This is a genomic window from Nitrosomonas sp. JL21 (assembly GCF_009833095.1).
Lineage (GTDB): Bacteria > Pseudomonadota > Gammaproteobacteria > Burkholderiales > Nitrosomonadaceae > Nitrosomonas.
The window spans coordinates 22,848-39,737 of record NZ_QRCB01000019.1; the positions used below are offsets into that span (position 1 = coordinate 22,848).

General features: G+C 49.9%; 19 protein-coding genes. 14 read left to right on the forward strand and 5 right to left on the reverse strand.

The annotated features are described in order from the left end of the window. Positions 1 to 2: 2 nt before the first annotated feature. Together ABF87_RS06855 and ABF87_RS06860 are read left to right on the forward strand one after the other, a co-directional pair. The gene (locus ABF87_RS06855) at positions 3 to 521 is read left to right on the forward strand and encodes a pilus assembly protein PilP (protein ID WP_160828398.1); all 519 of its coding nucleotides are present in this window, start codon (positions 3 to 5) and stop codon (positions 519 to 521) included. A 25-nt stretch (positions 522 to 546) separates the two neighbouring features. After that, positions 547 to 2,655, forward strand: coding sequence for a type IV pilus secretin PilQ family protein (locus tag ABF87_RS06860; protein ID WP_160828399.1), 2,109 nt, complete (start codon positions 547 to 549; stop codon positions 2,653 to 2,655). A 7-nt stretch (positions 2,656 to 2,662) separates the two neighbouring features. Here ABF87_RS06860 and ABF87_RS06865 read toward each other — a convergent pair whose 3' ends face one another. Further along, positions 2,663 to 3,127 (reverse strand): tRNA (cytidine(34)-2'-O)-methyltransferase, encoded by a 465-nt coding sequence (locus ABF87_RS06865; RefSeq protein WP_160828400.1) that lies wholly within the window; start codon positions 3,125 to 3,127, stop codon positions 2,663 to 2,665. A gap of 48 nt (positions 3,128 to 3,175) precedes the next feature. Beyond that, a complete protein-coding gene (locus ABF87_RS06870) occupies positions 3,176 to 3,856 on the reverse strand; it encodes a ComF family protein (RefSeq protein ID WP_160828401.1) in 681 nt (226 codons plus the stop codon). 166 nt (positions 3,857 to 4,022) lie between these two features. Here ABF87_RS06870 and bioB point away from each other — a divergent pair, with 166 nt between their 5' ends. From bioB to ABF87_RS06920, 10 genes are all read left to right on the forward strand, one after another. After that, positions 4,023 to 4,988, forward strand: coding sequence for a biotin synthase BioB (gene bioB, locus ABF87_RS06875; RefSeq protein ID WP_160828447.1), 966 nt, complete (start codon positions 4,023 to 4,025; stop codon positions 4,986 to 4,988). Then, complete coding sequence (gene bioF / locus ABF87_RS06880) at positions 4,989 to 6,152, forward strand: 8-amino-7-oxononanoate synthase (RefSeq protein WP_160828402.1); 1,164 nt, start codon at positions 4,989 to 4,991, stop codon at positions 6,150 to 6,152. Next, positions 6,149 to 6,919: a pimeloyl-ACP methyl ester esterase BioH gene (gene bioH, locus ABF87_RS06885; RefSeq protein ID WP_160828403.1), complete on the forward strand. Its 771-nt coding sequence runs from the start codon at positions 6,149 to 6,151 to the stop codon at positions 6,917 to 6,919. The genes bioF and bioH overlap by 4 nt, the downstream gene beginning before the upstream one ends. Then, on the forward strand, positions 6,897 to 7,778 hold the full coding sequence (gene bioC, locus ABF87_RS06890; protein ID WP_160828404.1) for a malonyl-ACP O-methyltransferase BioC: 882 nt from the start codon (positions 6,897 to 6,899) through the stop codon (positions 7,776 to 7,778). Before bioH ends, bioC begins: the two co-directional genes overlap by 23 nt. Position 7,779: 1 nt before the next feature. Continuing rightward, on the forward strand, positions 7,780 to 8,454 hold the full coding sequence (gene bioD / locus ABF87_RS06895; RefSeq protein ID WP_160828405.1) for a dethiobiotin synthase: 675 nt from the start codon (positions 7,780 to 7,782) through the stop codon (positions 8,452 to 8,454). A 54-nt stretch (positions 8,455 to 8,508) separates the two neighbouring features. Then, a complete protein-coding gene (locus ABF87_RS06900) occupies positions 8,509 to 8,805 on the forward strand; it encodes a DUF3175 domain-containing protein (RefSeq protein ID WP_160828406.1) in 297 nt (98 codons plus the stop codon). 41 nt (positions 8,806 to 8,846) lie between these two features. Continuing rightward, entirely contained in the window at positions 8,847 to 9,485 is a 639-nt protein-coding gene (locus tag ABF87_RS06905; RefSeq protein WP_160828407.1) for a hypothetical protein, read from the forward strand. A gap of 182 nt (positions 9,486 to 9,667) precedes the next feature. Continuing rightward, positions 9,668 to 10,357 carry a type 1 glutamine amidotransferase domain-containing protein gene (locus ABF87_RS06910; protein ID WP_160828408.1) on the forward strand — a complete coding sequence of 230 codons (690 nt, stop codon included), beginning with the start codon at positions 9,668 to 9,670 and terminating at the stop codon, positions 10,355 to 10,357. Between the two features lie 182 nt (positions 10,358 to 10,539). Continuing rightward, complete coding sequence (locus tag ABF87_RS06915; RefSeq protein ID WP_193567999.1) at positions 10,540 to 10,755, forward strand: DUF4177 domain-containing protein; 216 nt, start codon at positions 10,540 to 10,542, stop codon at positions 10,753 to 10,755. Between the two features lie 37 nt (positions 10,756 to 10,792). Beyond that, positions 10,793 to 11,191 carry a TM2 domain-containing protein gene (locus ABF87_RS06920; protein WP_160828409.1) on the forward strand — a complete coding sequence of 133 codons (399 nt, stop codon included), beginning with the start codon at positions 10,793 to 10,795 and terminating at the stop codon, positions 11,189 to 11,191. Between the two features lie 190 nt (positions 11,192 to 11,381). On the opposite strand, the gene ABF87_RS06925 is transcribed toward ABF87_RS06920, so the two are convergent. Both ABF87_RS06925 and ABF87_RS06930 read right to left on the reverse strand, forming a co-directional pair. After that, positions 11,382 to 12,365: an MvdC/MvdD family ATP grasp protein gene (locus ABF87_RS06925; protein ID WP_160828410.1), complete on the reverse strand. Its 984-nt coding sequence runs from the start codon at positions 12,363 to 12,365 to the stop codon at positions 11,382 to 11,384. Positions 12,366 to 12,892: 527 nt separating this feature from the next. After that, positions 12,893 to 14,131, reverse strand: coding sequence for an HDOD domain-containing protein (locus ABF87_RS06930; protein ID WP_160828411.1), 1,239 nt, complete (start codon positions 14,129 to 14,131; stop codon positions 12,893 to 12,895). 222 nt (positions 14,132 to 14,353) lie between these two features. Between ABF87_RS06930 and ABF87_RS06935 the strand changes: the two genes are divergently transcribed. After that, on the forward strand, positions 14,354 to 15,265 hold the full coding sequence (locus ABF87_RS06935; protein ID WP_240143571.1) for a CPBP family intramembrane glutamic endopeptidase: 912 nt from the start codon (positions 14,354 to 14,356) through the stop codon (positions 15,263 to 15,265). Positions 15,266 to 15,394: 129 nt separating this feature from the next. Here the strand turns inward: ABF87_RS06935 and ABF87_RS06940 are convergent, their stop codons facing one another. Beyond that, a complete protein-coding gene (locus ABF87_RS06940; protein ID WP_160828413.1) occupies positions 15,395 to 15,910 on the reverse strand; it encodes a hypothetical protein in 516 nt (171 codons plus the stop codon). Positions 15,911 to 16,154: 244 nt separating this feature from the next. On the opposite strand from ABF87_RS06940, the gene ABF87_RS06945 reads away from it, so the two are divergent. Then, a complete protein-coding gene (locus ABF87_RS06945) occupies positions 16,155 to 16,865 on the forward strand; it encodes a phosphoadenylyl-sulfate reductase (RefSeq protein ID WP_160828414.1) in 711 nt (236 codons plus the stop codon). The last annotated feature ends 25 nt before the right edge of the window (positions 16,866 to 16,890 follow it).

Below are 16,890 nucleotides of genomic sequence, written 5' to 3' on the forward strand. Positions count from 1 at the left end.
TTATGATACGACCGTTATTCCTACTAGTACTACTTATTATTTCTTCAATGATGATAACGGCTTGTAGTCAGAATGATTATAGTGACCTGGAATCTTTCGTACATGATTCCGGAAATGGATTACAGGGAAAGATTGACCCATTGCCTGAAGTCAGGCCCTATAAGAATTTCACCTATCAAGCATTCGATATACCCACTCCGTTTCTGCCACGTAAAAATGATCAAGCACACAGCGCGATGAGTGGCATTCAACCTGATTTAAATCGCAGCAAGGAAGCACTGGAGTCTTATACACTGGAGAGCCTGTCAATGGTAGGTTCGCTTCAGCAGAATGACTTGATTTTTGCTTTGATTAAGTCTCCGGAAGGTACGCTTCATCGTGTTAAGAAAGGCAATTATTTAGGTCAGAACTTTGGGAAAATCGATCATATTTCAGAAGTCGAAGTGCAGCTAGTGGAAATAGTACAAGGGGGCGTGAATGAATGGACAGAACGTACTAGTGCACTCATGCTAAAGAACTAGAAGTAAACCATGTTAGCTTTCGACAATGAAAAAAAATATCCTAGGGTTGGGGAAGACAGCGCTGTTGATTTTTTTTGTTACCACGGTTTCTGCTGAAGAAATTCAGCCTTTAGAAGTTTCTCAAAATAGCAGTAATAGTATACGTTCGATCGAGATCTCCAATATCCAAAATGGGGAAGTCGTCGCAAAGCTGGCATTAGATCACCCTCTTCCGGTACTTCCGGTGGGTGTTTCATTAAGCAATCCTTTTCGCATTTATTTCGATTTTCATCAAGTCGCAAATGGCCTGGGCAAGAATCTTCAAGAAGCTGCAGAAGGAGAATTGCGCAGCATCAATATCGTTCAAGTCGGGGATCGCACTCGGCTGGTGCTGAATCTGTCACGGTTGATGAGGCACGAGATTCGCGCTGTCGACAATATGATTTTCATCAGACTGGTGGCAATCGCCGAGAATCAAGCGGTGGATACCGTCGTCCGCTTTGCTGAGGACACTCCCAAGAATCAGGTCAATACACTCCGCGACATTGATTTTCGCCGCGGCCCGAATGGTGAAGGCAGGATCATCGTCGATATGACGAAAGCCAATGCAGGCGTCGATGTTCAGCATCAAGGCGATGATATCTTTGTCGACTTCGTGGATACCTTCTTACCCAGCAGCTTAAAACGGCGCCTCGATGTTGTCGATTTTGCCACCCCCATCAATATCATCGAAACCTCGAAGAAGGGCGACAATGTCCGCATGACGGTGAGATCCAATGGCCGGTGGGAGCATTCTGCCCGTCAATCGGGAAGTCAATTTGTTTTGGAAGTGCGCGCGGTGGTCGATGAGGATGAAGAACTGGCCAAAAAGAAACGCATCAATGGCGGTTATACCGGTGAAAGACTGTCGCTCAATTTCCAGGATGTCGAAGTCAGGGCGATATTGCAAGTCATTGCCGATTTTACCAATCTAAACATTATTGCCAGTGATTCCGTAACCGGAAACCTGACCATCCGATTGAAGGATGTGCCCTGGGACCAGGCATTGGATATCGTGCTGCAAGTGCACGGCCTCGACAAACGTAAAACCGGCAACGTGATTTTTGTGGCGCCTCGCAAGGAAATGGCTGATCGAGAATTGCTAGACCTGGAAGCGCAATTGCAGATCGCGGATATGGAACCTGTGCGGTCGGAAATTTTTCATCTGAATCACCGTCGAGTCAACTCCATTTCGTTCGAAGGAATGCTCAGCAAACGCGGCACGATCAACCTGGATGAAATCAGCAACACGTTGACAGTCACCGACATTCCCGCACGCTTGAATGAAGTCAGAAAACGCATCCAGCGGCTCGATGTGTATGAGCGGCAAGTCATGATTGAAGCGCGCATCGTCGAAGCGATTGATACTTTCAGCCGAAACCTCGGTGCGCGGTTTGGTATTCAGAATTCAACGGGCTTGGGTAGCGAGAGGCTCGGTATTTCGGGTAATCTGACCGATTCCAGTGCTCTTGCTGGAGGCAGTCCGGCTGGCAGTGGCGCAAACAACCTGAACGTCAACTTGCCGGCGGCAGCAGCGACAGGCTTGCTCGGAGGGCCGGCAGCATTGGGATTGAGCCTGATGAAAATAAACAATGGCCGGTTGATCAACCTGGAGCTGTCTGCGCTCGAAACCGATAGAAAAGGACGGGTCATCGCCAGTCCTCGCGTCGTGACTGCGCATGGTATCGAAGCGATCATCGAGCAGGGTGACCGAGTGCCCTATCAGCAAGCGACGAGCAGCGGCGCCACCAGTATCCGTTTCATGGACGCCACGTTGCGGCTGAAAGTCAAACCACTGATCACTTACAATGGGCAGATCGATATGGAATTGAATGTCAATCAAGACAAAATCGGCACGCCGATCAATCAGTTCCTGCCACCGCCGATCAATACCAAACAAGTGACTACTAAAGTACTGGTCGAGAATGGGGGTACTGTCGTGATAGGCGGGATTTTTGATCGAACCGAGAATAATGTCGTCAATAAGGTACCCTTGCTTGGAGACATTCCAGTCATTGGAAATGTGTTCCGTAATACCAGTAAGCAGGATGACAAACGCGAGTTGCTGATTTTCGTGACGCCGCGCATCCTAAGCGAAAATCTCAATCTGCAGTAAACAAAAGTCATTGGCCGGATGGAAATCCGGCCTGACGCCAAGCTTCATAAGCGATGATTGCGACGGCATTCGATAAATTCAAGCTGCGGCTGGTTGCTACCATCGGAATTCGAATACGCCGGAGCTCCGGAAAAGTATTGAGCAGGTGCGACGGTAAGCCGCAACTTTCCGCGCCGAATAAAAACGCATCTCCAGTAACGTACTGTACCGTGTCATAGCATTGCTTTCCTTTGGTAGTCACTGCAAAGATGCGATGTCCCTGCAAACTCTGACTGCACGCCATCCAACTGTCATGCACCTTGATGCGTGCGAATTCATGATAATCCAGGCCAGCGCGCAGCAATTGCTTGTCTTGCAACGGGAATCCCAGCGGTTTGACCAGATGCAATTGAAAGCCGGTATTGGCGCACAAGCGGATGATATTACCCGTATTGGGAGGGATTTCTGGTTGATGGAGAATAATGTTAAACATGTCGCAATGATGAAATATGCTCTGTCATAAAGAAAAGAAAAAAGTATTTTAACCGGAGCCGGTTTCCGGCAACGTTCTGGCCACAACCCAGTTATTGATTTCAACGGCGCCCTGCCGACGGAGTATTTTAGCCAATTCGTTCAAAGTTGCACCGGTTGTCATCACATCATCCACCACGGCGATGCGTTGTCCAGACAAATCCATTTCACAACTGAATGCGTTGCGAATATTTTTGTGCCGATCTTTCCAAGGAAGTTCGGTCTGCGGTGGCGTATGCCGGATTCGATTGCAGCTATCAGGCAATAAAGGAATTTTCATGTGCCGCGCGAGATAGCGGCTCAGTTCGATGGCCTGATTATATCCGCGTTCCCGTAATCGGAGCGGATGCAGTGGCATCGGAATGATGACATCCGGCTTTTCGTCGATGGTGTGCAATTTTGCGATGAGTAAACCGGCCAGAATCGGGGCGATGGCCAGATTCGCTTGATATTTCAGAGCATGAATCAGCGCATCGATGGGGAATGTATAACGCACTGCTGCAATGGTGCGGGTAAATGCGGGCGGCTTGCTCAAGCATGCGCCGCATAATTCCGCCGTGGGTACCGGCCATAGGCAAGCCGGGCAATGGTTGAGCGGCACTCGCGGCAAATGATCATAGCAAGGCTGGCAGAAATCCTGAATGGAGGATGCGCCACAGAGAATGCACGTTTTCTGAGTAAATATCTGCACAATAATTGGTCAGTCTTTGGTAAAGGGCTGGTGATAAAATTGACAAGGAAGGTTCATTCCTTGATCATCCAGAATTATCGGCAATTGGCGCCAGTGATGCAGTATTTGAATAGGTAGATTAGATATGAATTTGGATCCTTTGATCAATGACAAAGTGCTTACCGATATGAGCGATGCGGCAGGGCAGCCGCATCGCTCAACGCGTTGGACTGTGGCCGAAGTGGAAGCGTTATTGAATGCGCCGTTTAATGATCTGATGTACCGGGCGCAGAGTGTGCATCGCCAGCATCATGATGCGAATGGCGTGCAATTATCGACGTTGATTTCAGTCAAGACAGGCGGATGTCCGGAAGATTGCGGCTATTGTCCGCAAGCGGCGCGCTATCATACCGGTGTCGAGAATCAGAATATGCTGTCGCTGGATGAAGTGGTATCGGTAGCAATGGAAGCAAAGGAGAACGGCGCATCGCGTTTTTGCATGGGCGCCGCATGGCGTGGCCCCAAGCAGCGGGACATCGAAAAAATGACTGAGATGGTGCGTGCGGTCAAAGCATTGGGCATGGAAACCTGCGCTACGTTGGGATTGCTCAAGCCAGGCCAGGCCCAGCAATTGAGCGAGGCCGGTTTGGATTATTACAATCATAATCTCGACACTGCGCCGGAATATTATAAGGAAATCATCACCACGCGGCATTATCAGGATCGTCTGGACACGTTGCAGGAAGTGCGCGACGCCGGTATCAACGTCTGCTGTGGCGGTATCGTGGGCATGGGCGAGAGTCGGCAATCGCGTGCCGGCTTGATCGCGCAATTGGCCAATCTGGATCCGTATCCGGAATCGGTGCCGATTAATCATCTGGTGCAAGTCGAAGGAACGCCATTGTATGGCACCGACGTACTGGATCCGTTCGAGTTCGTCCGTACCATTGCCGCTGCGCGAATCACCATGCCCAAGGCCATGGTGCGTTTATCTGCCGGTCGCCGAGAAATGTCCGAGGCTGTTCAGGCGTTGTGTTTTCTGGCTGGCGCCAATTCCATTTTTTATGGCGATAAATTGCTGACCACTGGAAACCCCGAAACAGACCACGATCGGAAGTTGCTGGATAAGCTGGGATTGCACGCATTGTCATAGATGTTTCCCGATTTTGCTGAGCAACTACGCCTTCGCGAGCAGCAAGGATTGCGGCGTTTTCGGCAAATCGTCGAAGGGCCGCAAGCAACGCATATCACCATTGAGGGCCGTGAGTATCTGGCGTTCAGCAGTAATGATTATCTTGGGCTTGCGAATCATCCGGACCTGATCAGATCGGTGTGCGATGGCGCGCAACGTTATGGGGTCGGTGCGGGCGCATCGCATCTCATTCATGGTCATTCTGCCGCGCACCATGCGCTGGAGAAGGCATTGGCGGAGTTTACCGGTTTTCCCAAAGCATTATTGTTCTCGACCGGTTATATGGCCAATATCGGCGTGGTGACGGCGCTGGTGGGGCGAGAAGACGCCATTTTCGCAGATAAATTGAATCATGCTTCCCTGAATGATGCAGCTTTACTATCCCGCGCAAAGTTCATTCGTTATCCGCATCTCGACATGGCTGCGCTGGAACGACGGTTGGCGGAAAGCGATGCGCGGCGCAAACTGGTAATCAGCGATGCGGTATTCAGCATGGAAGGCGATATTGCGCCGGTTCAAGCGTTGGTTGCACTATGCAACAAGTATCAGGCGTTATTATTGCTGGATGATGCGCATGGCTTTGGTATTTTAGGACAACAGGGCAGGGGTAGCTTATCTGTGCCGGGCTGGCAGAAACACCGTCTTCCTAACCTCTTGTATATGGCGACGCTGGGCAAGGCTGCGGGTGTGTTCGGCGCCTTTGTCGCGGCGCAGGCAGACGTAATCGAAACGTTGATCCAATCGGCGCGCAGTTATATCTACACTACAGCCACGCCGCCATTGTTATCGCAAGCTTTGCTGACGAGCCTGAAATTGATTGAGCATGACGAATGGCGACGGGAAGCGTTAGCAACTAACATTACGCAGCTCAAGCGAGAAGTGCAATCATTACGCTGGAAATTACTGCCTTCGATGACGCCGATCCAACCCTTGCTGGTCGGCGATAGTCAGGAAGCGGTGCGGATCAGCCAGCAATTGCGCGAACGCGGATTGCTGGTGCCGGCGATCCGGCCGTCTACGGTGCCGCAAAACACAGCGCGGTTGCGTATTTCGTTGTCTGCTGCGCATCTGCCGCATGATATCCGGAGGTTGACGCAGGCCCTGCAGGAACTGGCTGCAGCATGACACGATTGCATATCGATATCGTCGGTGAAGGGCCCGATTTAGTGCTGTTGCATGGCTGGGCAATGCATGGCGGCATTTGGGGCAGTGTCCGTGATCGATTAAGCCAGCAATTCCGCCTGCATCTGGTCGATTTGCCGGGCCATGGATTGAGTTCCGCTTGTGAACCGACAACATTGAGTCGTTTGGCTGAGATCATCACCGGTATTTTGCCGGAGCGTTGCATGGTCGGCGGGTGGTCGCTCGGAGGGCAGATTGCGATGGAATTGGCGTTGCGCGAATCCGAGCGGATCGAAAAATTGATCCTGATTTCGACGACGCCGTGCTTTGCCAAGCGCGACGATTGGGAATCAGGCATGGATCCAAAATTGCTGCAACTGTTCTGGGAAAATTTGAAACTGAATTACGCTACCACCATCAATCGTTTTCTGACATTGCAGATGAGCGGCGATCGTGACGCCAGCAAGGTGTTATTGCAACTGCGCCAGCATTTTTTTCAGCGCGCAGAACCCGAACCTGCAGCCTTGGAAAAAAGCCTGCAGATTTTGCAGCAGAGCGATTTGCGCGATCGTATTGCAGCGATTCGCCAGCCTGTGTTAATCATGCACGGGGACAATGACGTGATTACTCATCCGGATGCGGCCGATTGGATGCACCGGCAATTGCCGCATGCACGGTTCGTGAGGTTTGCTCATTGCGGACATGCGCCATTCTTATCGTATCCTGATCAATTTGTGACGTGCCTGAATGAGTTCAGAACAAGTTCTTGATAAAAAACAATTGCGTGCTGCATTCGAGCGTGCGGCAAGCAGCTATGACCAGGCGGCGGTGCTGCAGCGAGAGATCAGCAATCGCATGTTGTCGCGTCTGGAGTACATCAAGTACCGGCCCGAGGTCATCCTCGATGCGGGCAGCGGCACCGGTTATGGTAGCCAGCAATTGGCCCGACGCTATCCATCTAGTCAATTGATCGCAGTCGATATCGCCTGCGCGATGCTGCAGCAGGCACGGCCGAATACCGCGTGGTGGCAACGCATATTGTCGTTGCAACAGCAGCATAGCCATTATGTATGTGCCGATATCGAGCAATTCCCGATCAAAAATGACAGCGTCGGCCTGATCTGGTCGAATCTCGCGTTGCAATGGTGCAATGATCTGAATCGCACGTTTGCCGAAATGCACCGCATTTTACGCGCCGATGGCCTGCTGATGTTCAGCACTTTCGGTCCGGATACGCTGAAAGAATTGCGTCAATCGTTCGCAAAGTCGGATTCGCATCAGCACGTCAACCGCTTCGCCGACATGCACGACATCGGCGATCTGTTAGTCAACAATCGTTTCTCAACCCCCGTCATGGATATGGAATATATCACCCTGACGTATGATGACGTGATCGGCGTGATGCGCGACCTCAAGGCAATCGGTGCGCATAACGTGATTCAGGGCCGGCAGGAGGGATTGATGGGCAAAAAGCGCTGGCAGCAAGCGATCGATGCGTATGAGACGCTGCGCCACGACGGCAAATTGCCGGCTACGTTCGAAGTAGTCTACGGGCACGCCTGGAAACCCCATGATCCGCGCTCGATATTGACGCCCGAAACGCGCCGGCAATTAGGATTGCCGCCTTGACATGGGCCGCGGTTTTTTCGTGACGGGCACCGATACCGGCGTCGGTAAAACCACCATCAGTTGTGTTTTGCTGCGCGCCTTTGCGGCACACGGTAAAACAGCCATCGGCATGAAACCAATCGCTGCGGGTAAGGAGGACGGACGATGGCCGGATGTCGAACAGTTGATCGCAGCCAGCACCATCAGCGCTGCCCGCAGGCATATCAATCCGTACGCCTTCGATCTCCCGGTTTCGCCGCATCTTGCCGCGCAACAGGCTAATCTGGATATCGACCTGACGGTGATCTGCGCAGCCTACCGCGAACTCAGCTCGGTGGCCGAGATCGTCATTGTCGAAGGCGCAGGCGGTTTTCTAGTGCCGCTCAACCGTACTCAGACCGGCGCCGATCTGGCGCGGGTGTTGAGTCTACCGGTGATCCTGGTCGTGGGGATGCGCCTCGGCTGTCTGAATCATGCCTTGCTGACTGCGCAAGCCATACGTTCTGCCGGTTTGCCGTTGGCGGGCTGGGTGGCTAATTGCATCGATCCGCAAATGCTGATGCTGCAAGAAAATATTGCGACATTGGAGCAGCGGTTGGATTGCTCATTAATAGGGACAGTGCCATTTGATGGCGAAATAAACAACCCACGATGTCCTGAATCATTGAATGTCTCTGAATTGATAAAGTTTGGATGATTTGGAATACAATACTGCACAATCGTACCTTCCGAATTCATTGCATTTTCTGCCATGCCAAATAGCAACTCCCATCTATGGTCACACCAAGTCACCGACACCAGCCATGCGCTTGATCTCGAGGCGGGAGTATTTACCTGGGATGATCCGCGCAGGATTGCCGTATCGCTGAAGCATTCTGCCGAGACCAGTCGGCAGCGAAAGACGGGGTCGTTTGCGTCGGCGATGGCGATGCTGAATTTTTATATCAACCGGGCCGGCAAGCATTTACCTGATCGGCAACGTGACGTTCTTGAGAAAGCCAAGAACGAATTGCGCGAATTATATGGCAGGCCACGCGTTGGCGGCTAACCGGTTGGTTGTCAAGCATAATTACAGATACACTTAAATTCATGAGCTATATCTATTTATCCCATCATCAACTCAATCCCGAAGGCTATTGGCGTTTGCCGCTGGATCGGGCGTCTCCGCCCCTAGCCAGAGAACTGGCGCTGTTCGATCAGAATGGTTATGACCTGACCGAACTGGAGCAAAGCTATGCCATGGCGAATTTAACGTCCGCGCATGCGCACCGGGCGCATCGGCATGCGCTGAAGGCAGCATGGTTTACGCAACCGGACCGAGTCGAAGGCGCGGTGCTGAATCATAGTCTGCTGTTTGAACGCAAAGGCTACAGCGGCAAAGCATTGGAGCAGCTCGAACGCTGGGCGCACGACAACCCCCTGGTTTATAAGATCATCCGAATGAGACCCAAGTGGGGGTTGGATTTCAGCATGGATTATGCCGATCGTGCCGGCAATGTGTTCGAAGTGCTGCATTGGGAATACGACGGTTTCGATTTCGATGAGGTCGAAGAACGCAAACAGCAGCTCGAGCCTAAATTTGCCGCCACTGACTGGGACGATGCGGCTGTCAGCATTCTTAAGCGAAAAGACCAATGGCATCATCTGGATTTCTTCGCGCAGAGCGACTGGAAATGCGATTACTTTGGCATCGTCAAAGAGCGCTTCAAAATGGTGATTTGGGAATGATGCGTTGAAGCATGATTGTTGCTGACTGTTCTTCTGAGGAAGTTTTAATCGGTACCGAGCTATGCTCAAGTAGCCGAAGTCAGGTAAAAAATACCAGTCTACGTGGCGTAAATAAACATCTTGAGCCTGGCGGTTCAAATGCCATGAGCACATCGCTGAACTACTACTTACAGGAGCAAAAAATGGATAAAAAAATTCTTGTCGTTCTCACCAGCGTTGAAAAATATCCTAATTTGAAGCGCGCTACCGGTTTATGGCTTGGAGAAGCTGTTCACTTTGTTAAAAAGGTAGAGGAAGCCGGATATCAGGTGGATTATGTGAGTCCCGAAGGTGGTTATACGCCGATTGACCCGCATAGCCTTGCAATGGCCGATGAAACCGATTGGGATTGGTATCAGAATAAAGCATTCATGAACCGACTCGGAGCGACGCTCAATCCCAGAGAAGTGAATCCGGATAATTATATCGCCATCTATTTTGCCGGAGGACATGGCGTCGTATGGGACTTTCCCGACAATGAAGAGTTGCAGGTGATCAGCCGAAAAATTTATGAAAAGGGAGGGTATGTTTCTTCGGTGTGTCACGGAGCCGCGGGTTTATTGAATATTACTTTGTCTGATGGCAATCTGCTGGTGAAAGATAAGAAAGTGACCGGTTTTTCAAATGAAGAAGAAAAGCTTGCTGAGCTGGATCACTTTGTGCCTTTCATGACCGAGACCGAACTGATCAACCGGGGAGCCATCTATCAGAAAGCTGCAGAGCCGTGGGCCGTGTTTGTTGTCCAGGATGGGAGATTGATCAGCGGTCAGAATCCGGCTTCGGGAGGCGCAGTTGCCGAGTTATTGGTGAAAACCCTGCAGTCTATCCCTTGATAGGGGTGTTTCTGAAGCAAGTCAGTTTGGCTGGAGGAATGTAGGCGAATTAATGCTTGGTAAGGGGATATCTGAGATGGAATGTAAAGAATTAGCGTTTGATTTAATCAGGGCGGAGCAAATCACGTTGCAATAGGCTGAGTTTTTGACAAAGTTTCTATCAATCGATCTTAGGAGATGAAATGATGGCTTACAAAGAATATAAAGTACTGCACGTGACAGAAGGCGGACTGGGCACCATTTTCCTCGGTGCGTCGGGGATTCCGATCAAGCGGCTGGAAGTCACACTGAATAAGGAAGCAGCGGAGGGTTGGACGCTGCTGTTTCAGTTTGTCGAGCAGAAGCGTTTCATGCTGTTCTGGAAACGTGAAGCAGTCATCATTACATTGGCGCGTTGAGCGAGTCTTGATCTGCCGGGTCATCTGAAGGATTGTCGTGAAAACCAAAGAAGCCCTATTGGAGGACGAAGAACGCATCCGTAGATTAGTGCGTGAATTACCGGATGAGCAACGGCTGTGGTTTTTCAAGCAAACCGGGCAGAGGCTCAAAGATCCGGACACATATGCGACGCTCAACTATCTTTTCATCGCTGGCTTGCATCACTTTTATTTGCGAAAATGGGTTCGCGGTTCCATTAATTTGAGCATCTTTTTGTTCGGTGTGATGTTGTTATTCACGGGCTTAGCGGTGTTGGGCGTCATTGTGCTGATTGTCATCACGCTGGTTGAACTCAATGCCTTGTTCAAGTCCCAATGGGTGATTCTGGATTATAACAACCGCGTGATGGAATCGGTGTACCGGGAAATCATCGAAGATCGGAATCGCAGCGTTTAGAGAGATTGGGAGACTACTAAGCTCGGTCTGGGATCGAGATCAGTATCATCACACTCATTTACCGATCGTAGACTGTGCTTTTCTCCTTCGCTTATCTGTGATCTTCGTTACCTATTTCAAAAAAAACTCCAAATACCTTAAAGCTCATTGAAGGAATATTCACGGGCATCTGGCAAGAGAGATGCTGGTTCTAGGCGGCCTTTTGTGCAGCCAGCGGTATTGCCGTACTTCCTTTCCCTTGCGCCAAATGCTTGGCCAGGAGATCGCTGATGGGCAACTGGCAGGCGTGTTCGACAAAAAGAAAATGACCATACGGATCGATCCCCAGAAAGACGTATTCGCCATCGGGCCGCAATCGCATATCGATGACGCCGTATTCCAGACCGCTGCGGCGCATCATCAGCAGCAATTTATGCTGCATGTCGACAGGCAGTTCGTGGCGCTGATAGATGCGCCGGTTGGGTTGCGCGCACAGCAGATTGTCGGAGGGAAGTAGATCCAACGCCGCCGACAGGATTTCATTGCCGATGATGGTGATGCGCAAATCCGCGGTGCCCGGCACCAGTTCTTGAAAAATGATCTGTGCGAGCTTTGAACTATCGATGTCTGTCAATTCTTTCCACTCCACTTTCCGGGATTCGTGCGTTTCAGCGCATGCTTGCTGCAATAGCTGACAGGTAATCTGGCCGTAGTGTTGTTGCCAGAATTGCTGAGCATGTTCGGGGATCGTGGTAATCAGGGTTTCTGGGATGGTCAGCCCGCACTGCTTGGCGAGATCCAGTTGCCACGGCTTATGCCTGATTGCTGCAGCGCGGGCAATGTCATTGACCCAAAGACATGAGCCTGCCTGCCATATACCTTGAATAGTCATCAACGAATCTGTCCTGGCGCTGACATGTTCCGCTGAATTTCCATTTAATGCCTGATAACCCGAATTGATCGGCCGGCGCCACCAGATGGCACGCACCGCTTCACGGTCGATGAACTTGTCCTGTGCAAGCCATATACGGTAATGACTGGAATCGCGCGCGGACAATGCGATGTCGAGATTTATCCGCGCAGGAAATTGTTCGTAGTCAAATAAATGGACATCAGATTGATCTCGCCGCTTAAGGGCGTTGAAAACCGCATAGGCATGCACATCATCAGGTTCGGAAATGATAAGAATGGTCATCAAAAACTTCCTTCTTAAGCAGAACTGGGCGTCAGTGTGCCAGGCGGTGTTCTGAAGTACTGGTCTGGCATCGATTGAATATCATCGCAGTCATCAGATTCGGGATGCGCTGTCTTTTTGGCTAGATATAGTAAACACGCTTTATACGAATATATTCAAGGGGAAACTATTCATCACCGGCGACTGATAAGCAACTATTGAAGGTATTCGTTTTATCATATTGTCTATTAATCAGCTAATTTTTATCGGTCCGTAAATTCCGATCAATTTCAAGTGTTTCCGGCATGAAATCGAGGATTACGAGCGGTTCAGACGAATGACGCAACACATTTTTCAGAATGAATGTGTTGTTTTATGACCAACGATACTGTTTTTCGGAATTGAATGCTGTGATAAAAACCACACCGGGGTTGAGCCGGTTTTTCCAATGTGCGTTCTACGCTTAGGGGGTTGAGCAGAATTTTGCGAGCCGCCTGTGCCGGACGGGTAACGTGAATTCCATTACGGAGGGTAGTCTGGTTGAGGTGCTAATTCACAGTGTGACTTGTTTCCATCGCCCAGTCTGCAGCTTGCACCTTCAACTCTATCAATTCAACCGGGCTCAGGAAGCCCAGTTCATTCAAGATCGGTTCCAGGACGGAAGTTTCGTTTTGCTCATTCGCTTCAATTAATTTTAACGCGACGCCGAGACGACCTTCACGACTTATCAAAGCGTGGTGCATGTCGTCGGAGATGCCCAGTTTGTTGACGATTTGCCGCATTTCGATGCCCAATAATTCATCGAGCAACGACAAGATACCGACAATGAATGCGCGTTCCTGGTGATTCTTATCATGCGGCCGCTCGACAGCGGCGATGAGTTCCATCAATTTGCCACGCTCCAATGCTGTTGGGATCAAACTATGGTCAGTGGCTTCTTCCGATTGATCAGAGGTATACAGCAGGAGTTGGATCCATTTCAGCAATTGTTCCCGCCCCATCAATGTAATGGCATGGCGGATCGAGTTGATTTTTCTGGGCAGATCACTCGTGACGGAATTGACCATGCGTAATAGATTATAGCTGAGCGCGGGCTGGCGCTTGAATTCACGCTCGATTTCATCGCTATCCCCCGTATCCGTGATCAATTCCAATAGCCTGAGCAGCGACAGTTTTCCAGGATCGGCGCGTTTTATCGCCATTACCTCGGGTTTGGCAAAATGGTAGCCTTGGAACATCTGGAAGCCCAATTGCTTGCAGTGAATTTCCTGTTCACGATTTTCCACCTTGAGCGCCAACAGCAGAACAGGCCAGCGCTTCAGGGCAGTGACCAGTTCTTCCAACGACTGGGTATTCAAAGAAAGCACATCGACTTTGACGATGCTCACGATCGATAATAATTGTTCAATGTTGGCGTCGATAGCGGCTACGCTGTCTAATGCAAATTGATAGCCCCGTTGCTTCAATTCATGACATTGCTGAAGAAATTCGGCTGAAATCGATTCGGGGGCCCTGACTTCGAGGACGACATGCTTACTGGGTAGCAGGCTGATGATATCGCTCCTGATCAGATCGAGATCGGCATTGATGAAGCCCCGTTGTTGCCCGACCACATTCTGAATGCCGAATCTGCCATACGCATTCGCAATGACGATCGCGGATGCCGATAAATCATCGGTGATTTTTACCGCATCTTCGCTGACCTCCTGCCTGAACAGCAACTCGTACGCGACCAAATTCTGGTTACGATCTACAATGGGTTGTCTACCCAGATAATAACTATCCATTCATACCTCCGCACCCCATCAATGGGTATAAATACAGCATTCTCGTGTTATTGTTCCGAGAATTCACCAAGGTGTTCTAATTGCTTGAAGATTTGGGTGATAATCAATCGATGGGGCGAGTATACCGTAAAGCAAAACAAAAGCTTAAGCGGGAAAAGACAGGGTTTTCCCTGTCAATGAACAATTTGAGATATCAATTTTTGCAATGAATTCTTGATGAGCATGATGCGTACTGATTGGCGCGAATATGGTTCGATGATCGATCAAAAAGTGCTTGTGGCCTGCCTGATGTGGATCAGTATTCTGATTACGTTGAACTACACGCTGGGTATCGAACCGAAATGGATCCGCAATATGGCATCGCGACTTGATCAATTCGGCGCGCTGTATGTGATGTATTGCAGCGCATTCATCATTCCGTACGGGTTTGTCATGCTGCTTCGCAAGCAGGTAATGGTGGTGACTCCGGGACTTTGGGGATTGCTGCTGATTACGCCGGCTATCTTTGCGCTTAAAGTATGCAGTGCGAATCCGTTGGAGTATGTAATTGACGGCGTTTGGGGACTATATTGGGTCATTGTCACCATGCTTCCCTTTAAGTTGTTGATTGTGATGATTCCATTGATGATTCTTTATGCTGTCATCCCCCAGTCCAGCTTCTGGGGAATGACAGTGAACAATGTGCATTGGCAACCGTATAGCCTGATGCTGCTGTTGATGCTGCCGCTGATCTTGTTTGCCAGTACTCAGCCGGATTTCCTCGAAACTTATCCGCGGGTCAGGCAGATCGATTTCATTGCGCCTTATACCGACTGTCTGTTGTGCCACCGATTACTGTATGAATTCAGCTATGGCATTGATTTCATCACCATCGAACTTTTCTTCCGGGGATTTTTGATCTTTGGTTTCATCCGTTATGCCGGTGCGGCGGTGATCGTTCCGATGGCCACGTTCTATTGCAGCATTCATTTCGGCAAGCCGCTGTTTGAGTGCATTTCATCGTTTTTCGGTGGGTTGATACTGGGTGTCATTGCTTATAGAACCCGCTCCATTGTCGGTGGTCTGGCCGTTCATGTCGGCATAGCCTGGATGATGGAAGTGGGCGGCTTTCTGGGAAATATATGGAGTAAATGAATCCAGGATGAAAAACGCATGTAAATCAGATTCAGAAGTGTAGCGGAATGAGCCACCCTTAGACAGGTAGCCCATTTTTGCTTGCCAGTATTGGGGTAACTGGGCGGGGAAAGTAGGGCAGTCGCTCTTTTATTTATGAGAGAGTCTGACTGTTCCGGCACTATTTAAATAAGCACCGAGACGTTTCGCAACGTAAACTTCTTCCGAGCCCGTTGATGTGCTTGTTTTGGTCTCCAGGCCGACACCGCAATCATAGAGTTGTGCGTCTAAAATGGCGACGCGCGTATTATGATTCTCGTTGATGACCTTGTCCTGGAAGTTTTGATAGGTATTGGCTGCACCTTTGGAGGTATCCACGACCACGGTGCCATCGGGCAATGTAACTACGACACGACCGTCAGCAATTAATGCAGCGGTTGCATTCGCTTCAGTACGCAAGGCGTTGTAAGTGGCTACATTGGCCACCGCATTGAGTTTAGTGGTGAAGCTGTTGATTTTAGCAGGGGTAAGAATTGCATTCAAAGAAGCATATGGTGCGGCGGTCAGCTTGGTTTGCACTTGTGGCGCACAGGCTGACATTGCATTGAAGCTGATCAGGAACAATGAAGTGATTGCCAGGATAAACTGCAATTTTTGCATTTTCATATAAAACCTCCAGTCATATTGATTGAACGATCTATCCCGAGACACAGTACAATCACGCTGTGTGGTCGCACTGCCTCGGTTGTTTGACGCAGTGACCACATTAAAATGTATGTGGTCACTGCGAATGAAATGCTAGCAATTGATCATGACAAAGGAATGTCAGTCGTATTACAGTATGCTTAGGATGTTAAGGATCGATGTAAGAATCCGAAGATAAACTTTATTTAATGTATGAGTAATTGTTATGACGAACGGAGCACCCATCGTGCAGCATTCCGGCAATAGCGCCGATTTGAGTGCGCAAGCCATCAGCGAATTGAATGAGCGCTATCGGCCGCTCGATTTCGAGGAGCGCTTGCGTACGCTGTATTCCGATTTCCAACCTGAAAAAGTCATGGTGACATCGTCATTTGCGGCGACGTCTGCGTATTTTCTGCACATCATTTCGCGCATTCGGCCTGAACAGGTGATTCTTTTCATCGATACCGGTTTTCATTTTCCGGAGACCTTACTCTACCGTGACTACCTGATCGGGTTGTTTCATCTGAAAGTTCAGGATCTGAAAGCCGACAGTTACCAGCACTGGTACAGCGAGCGCGAAAAACTCTATCAGGTGGATCCGGATTTCTGCTGTACCATCAACAAGATAAATCCGCTGGAAGAAATCAAGCCGAATTATCATATCTGGGTGTCGAGCTTGATGAACTGGCAAACGGATCATCGCGCCGGCCTGAATATATTCGAGGAACGGCGCGGCATCATCAAGTTCAATCCGATGATCGATGTGACTCGAGAGGAACGCGATGCATATATTCTCGAGCATAAGCTACCGTTTCATCCGCTGGTTGCCGAAGGTTATTCCTCGATTGGATGCACCCATTGCACCGTGAAAGGCGAAGGACGCAGCGGACGCTGGGTTGGTAAGCCCAAGACCGAATGTGGTTTGCATCTTTAAGAGCTGAAATATTACTGCATTCGCT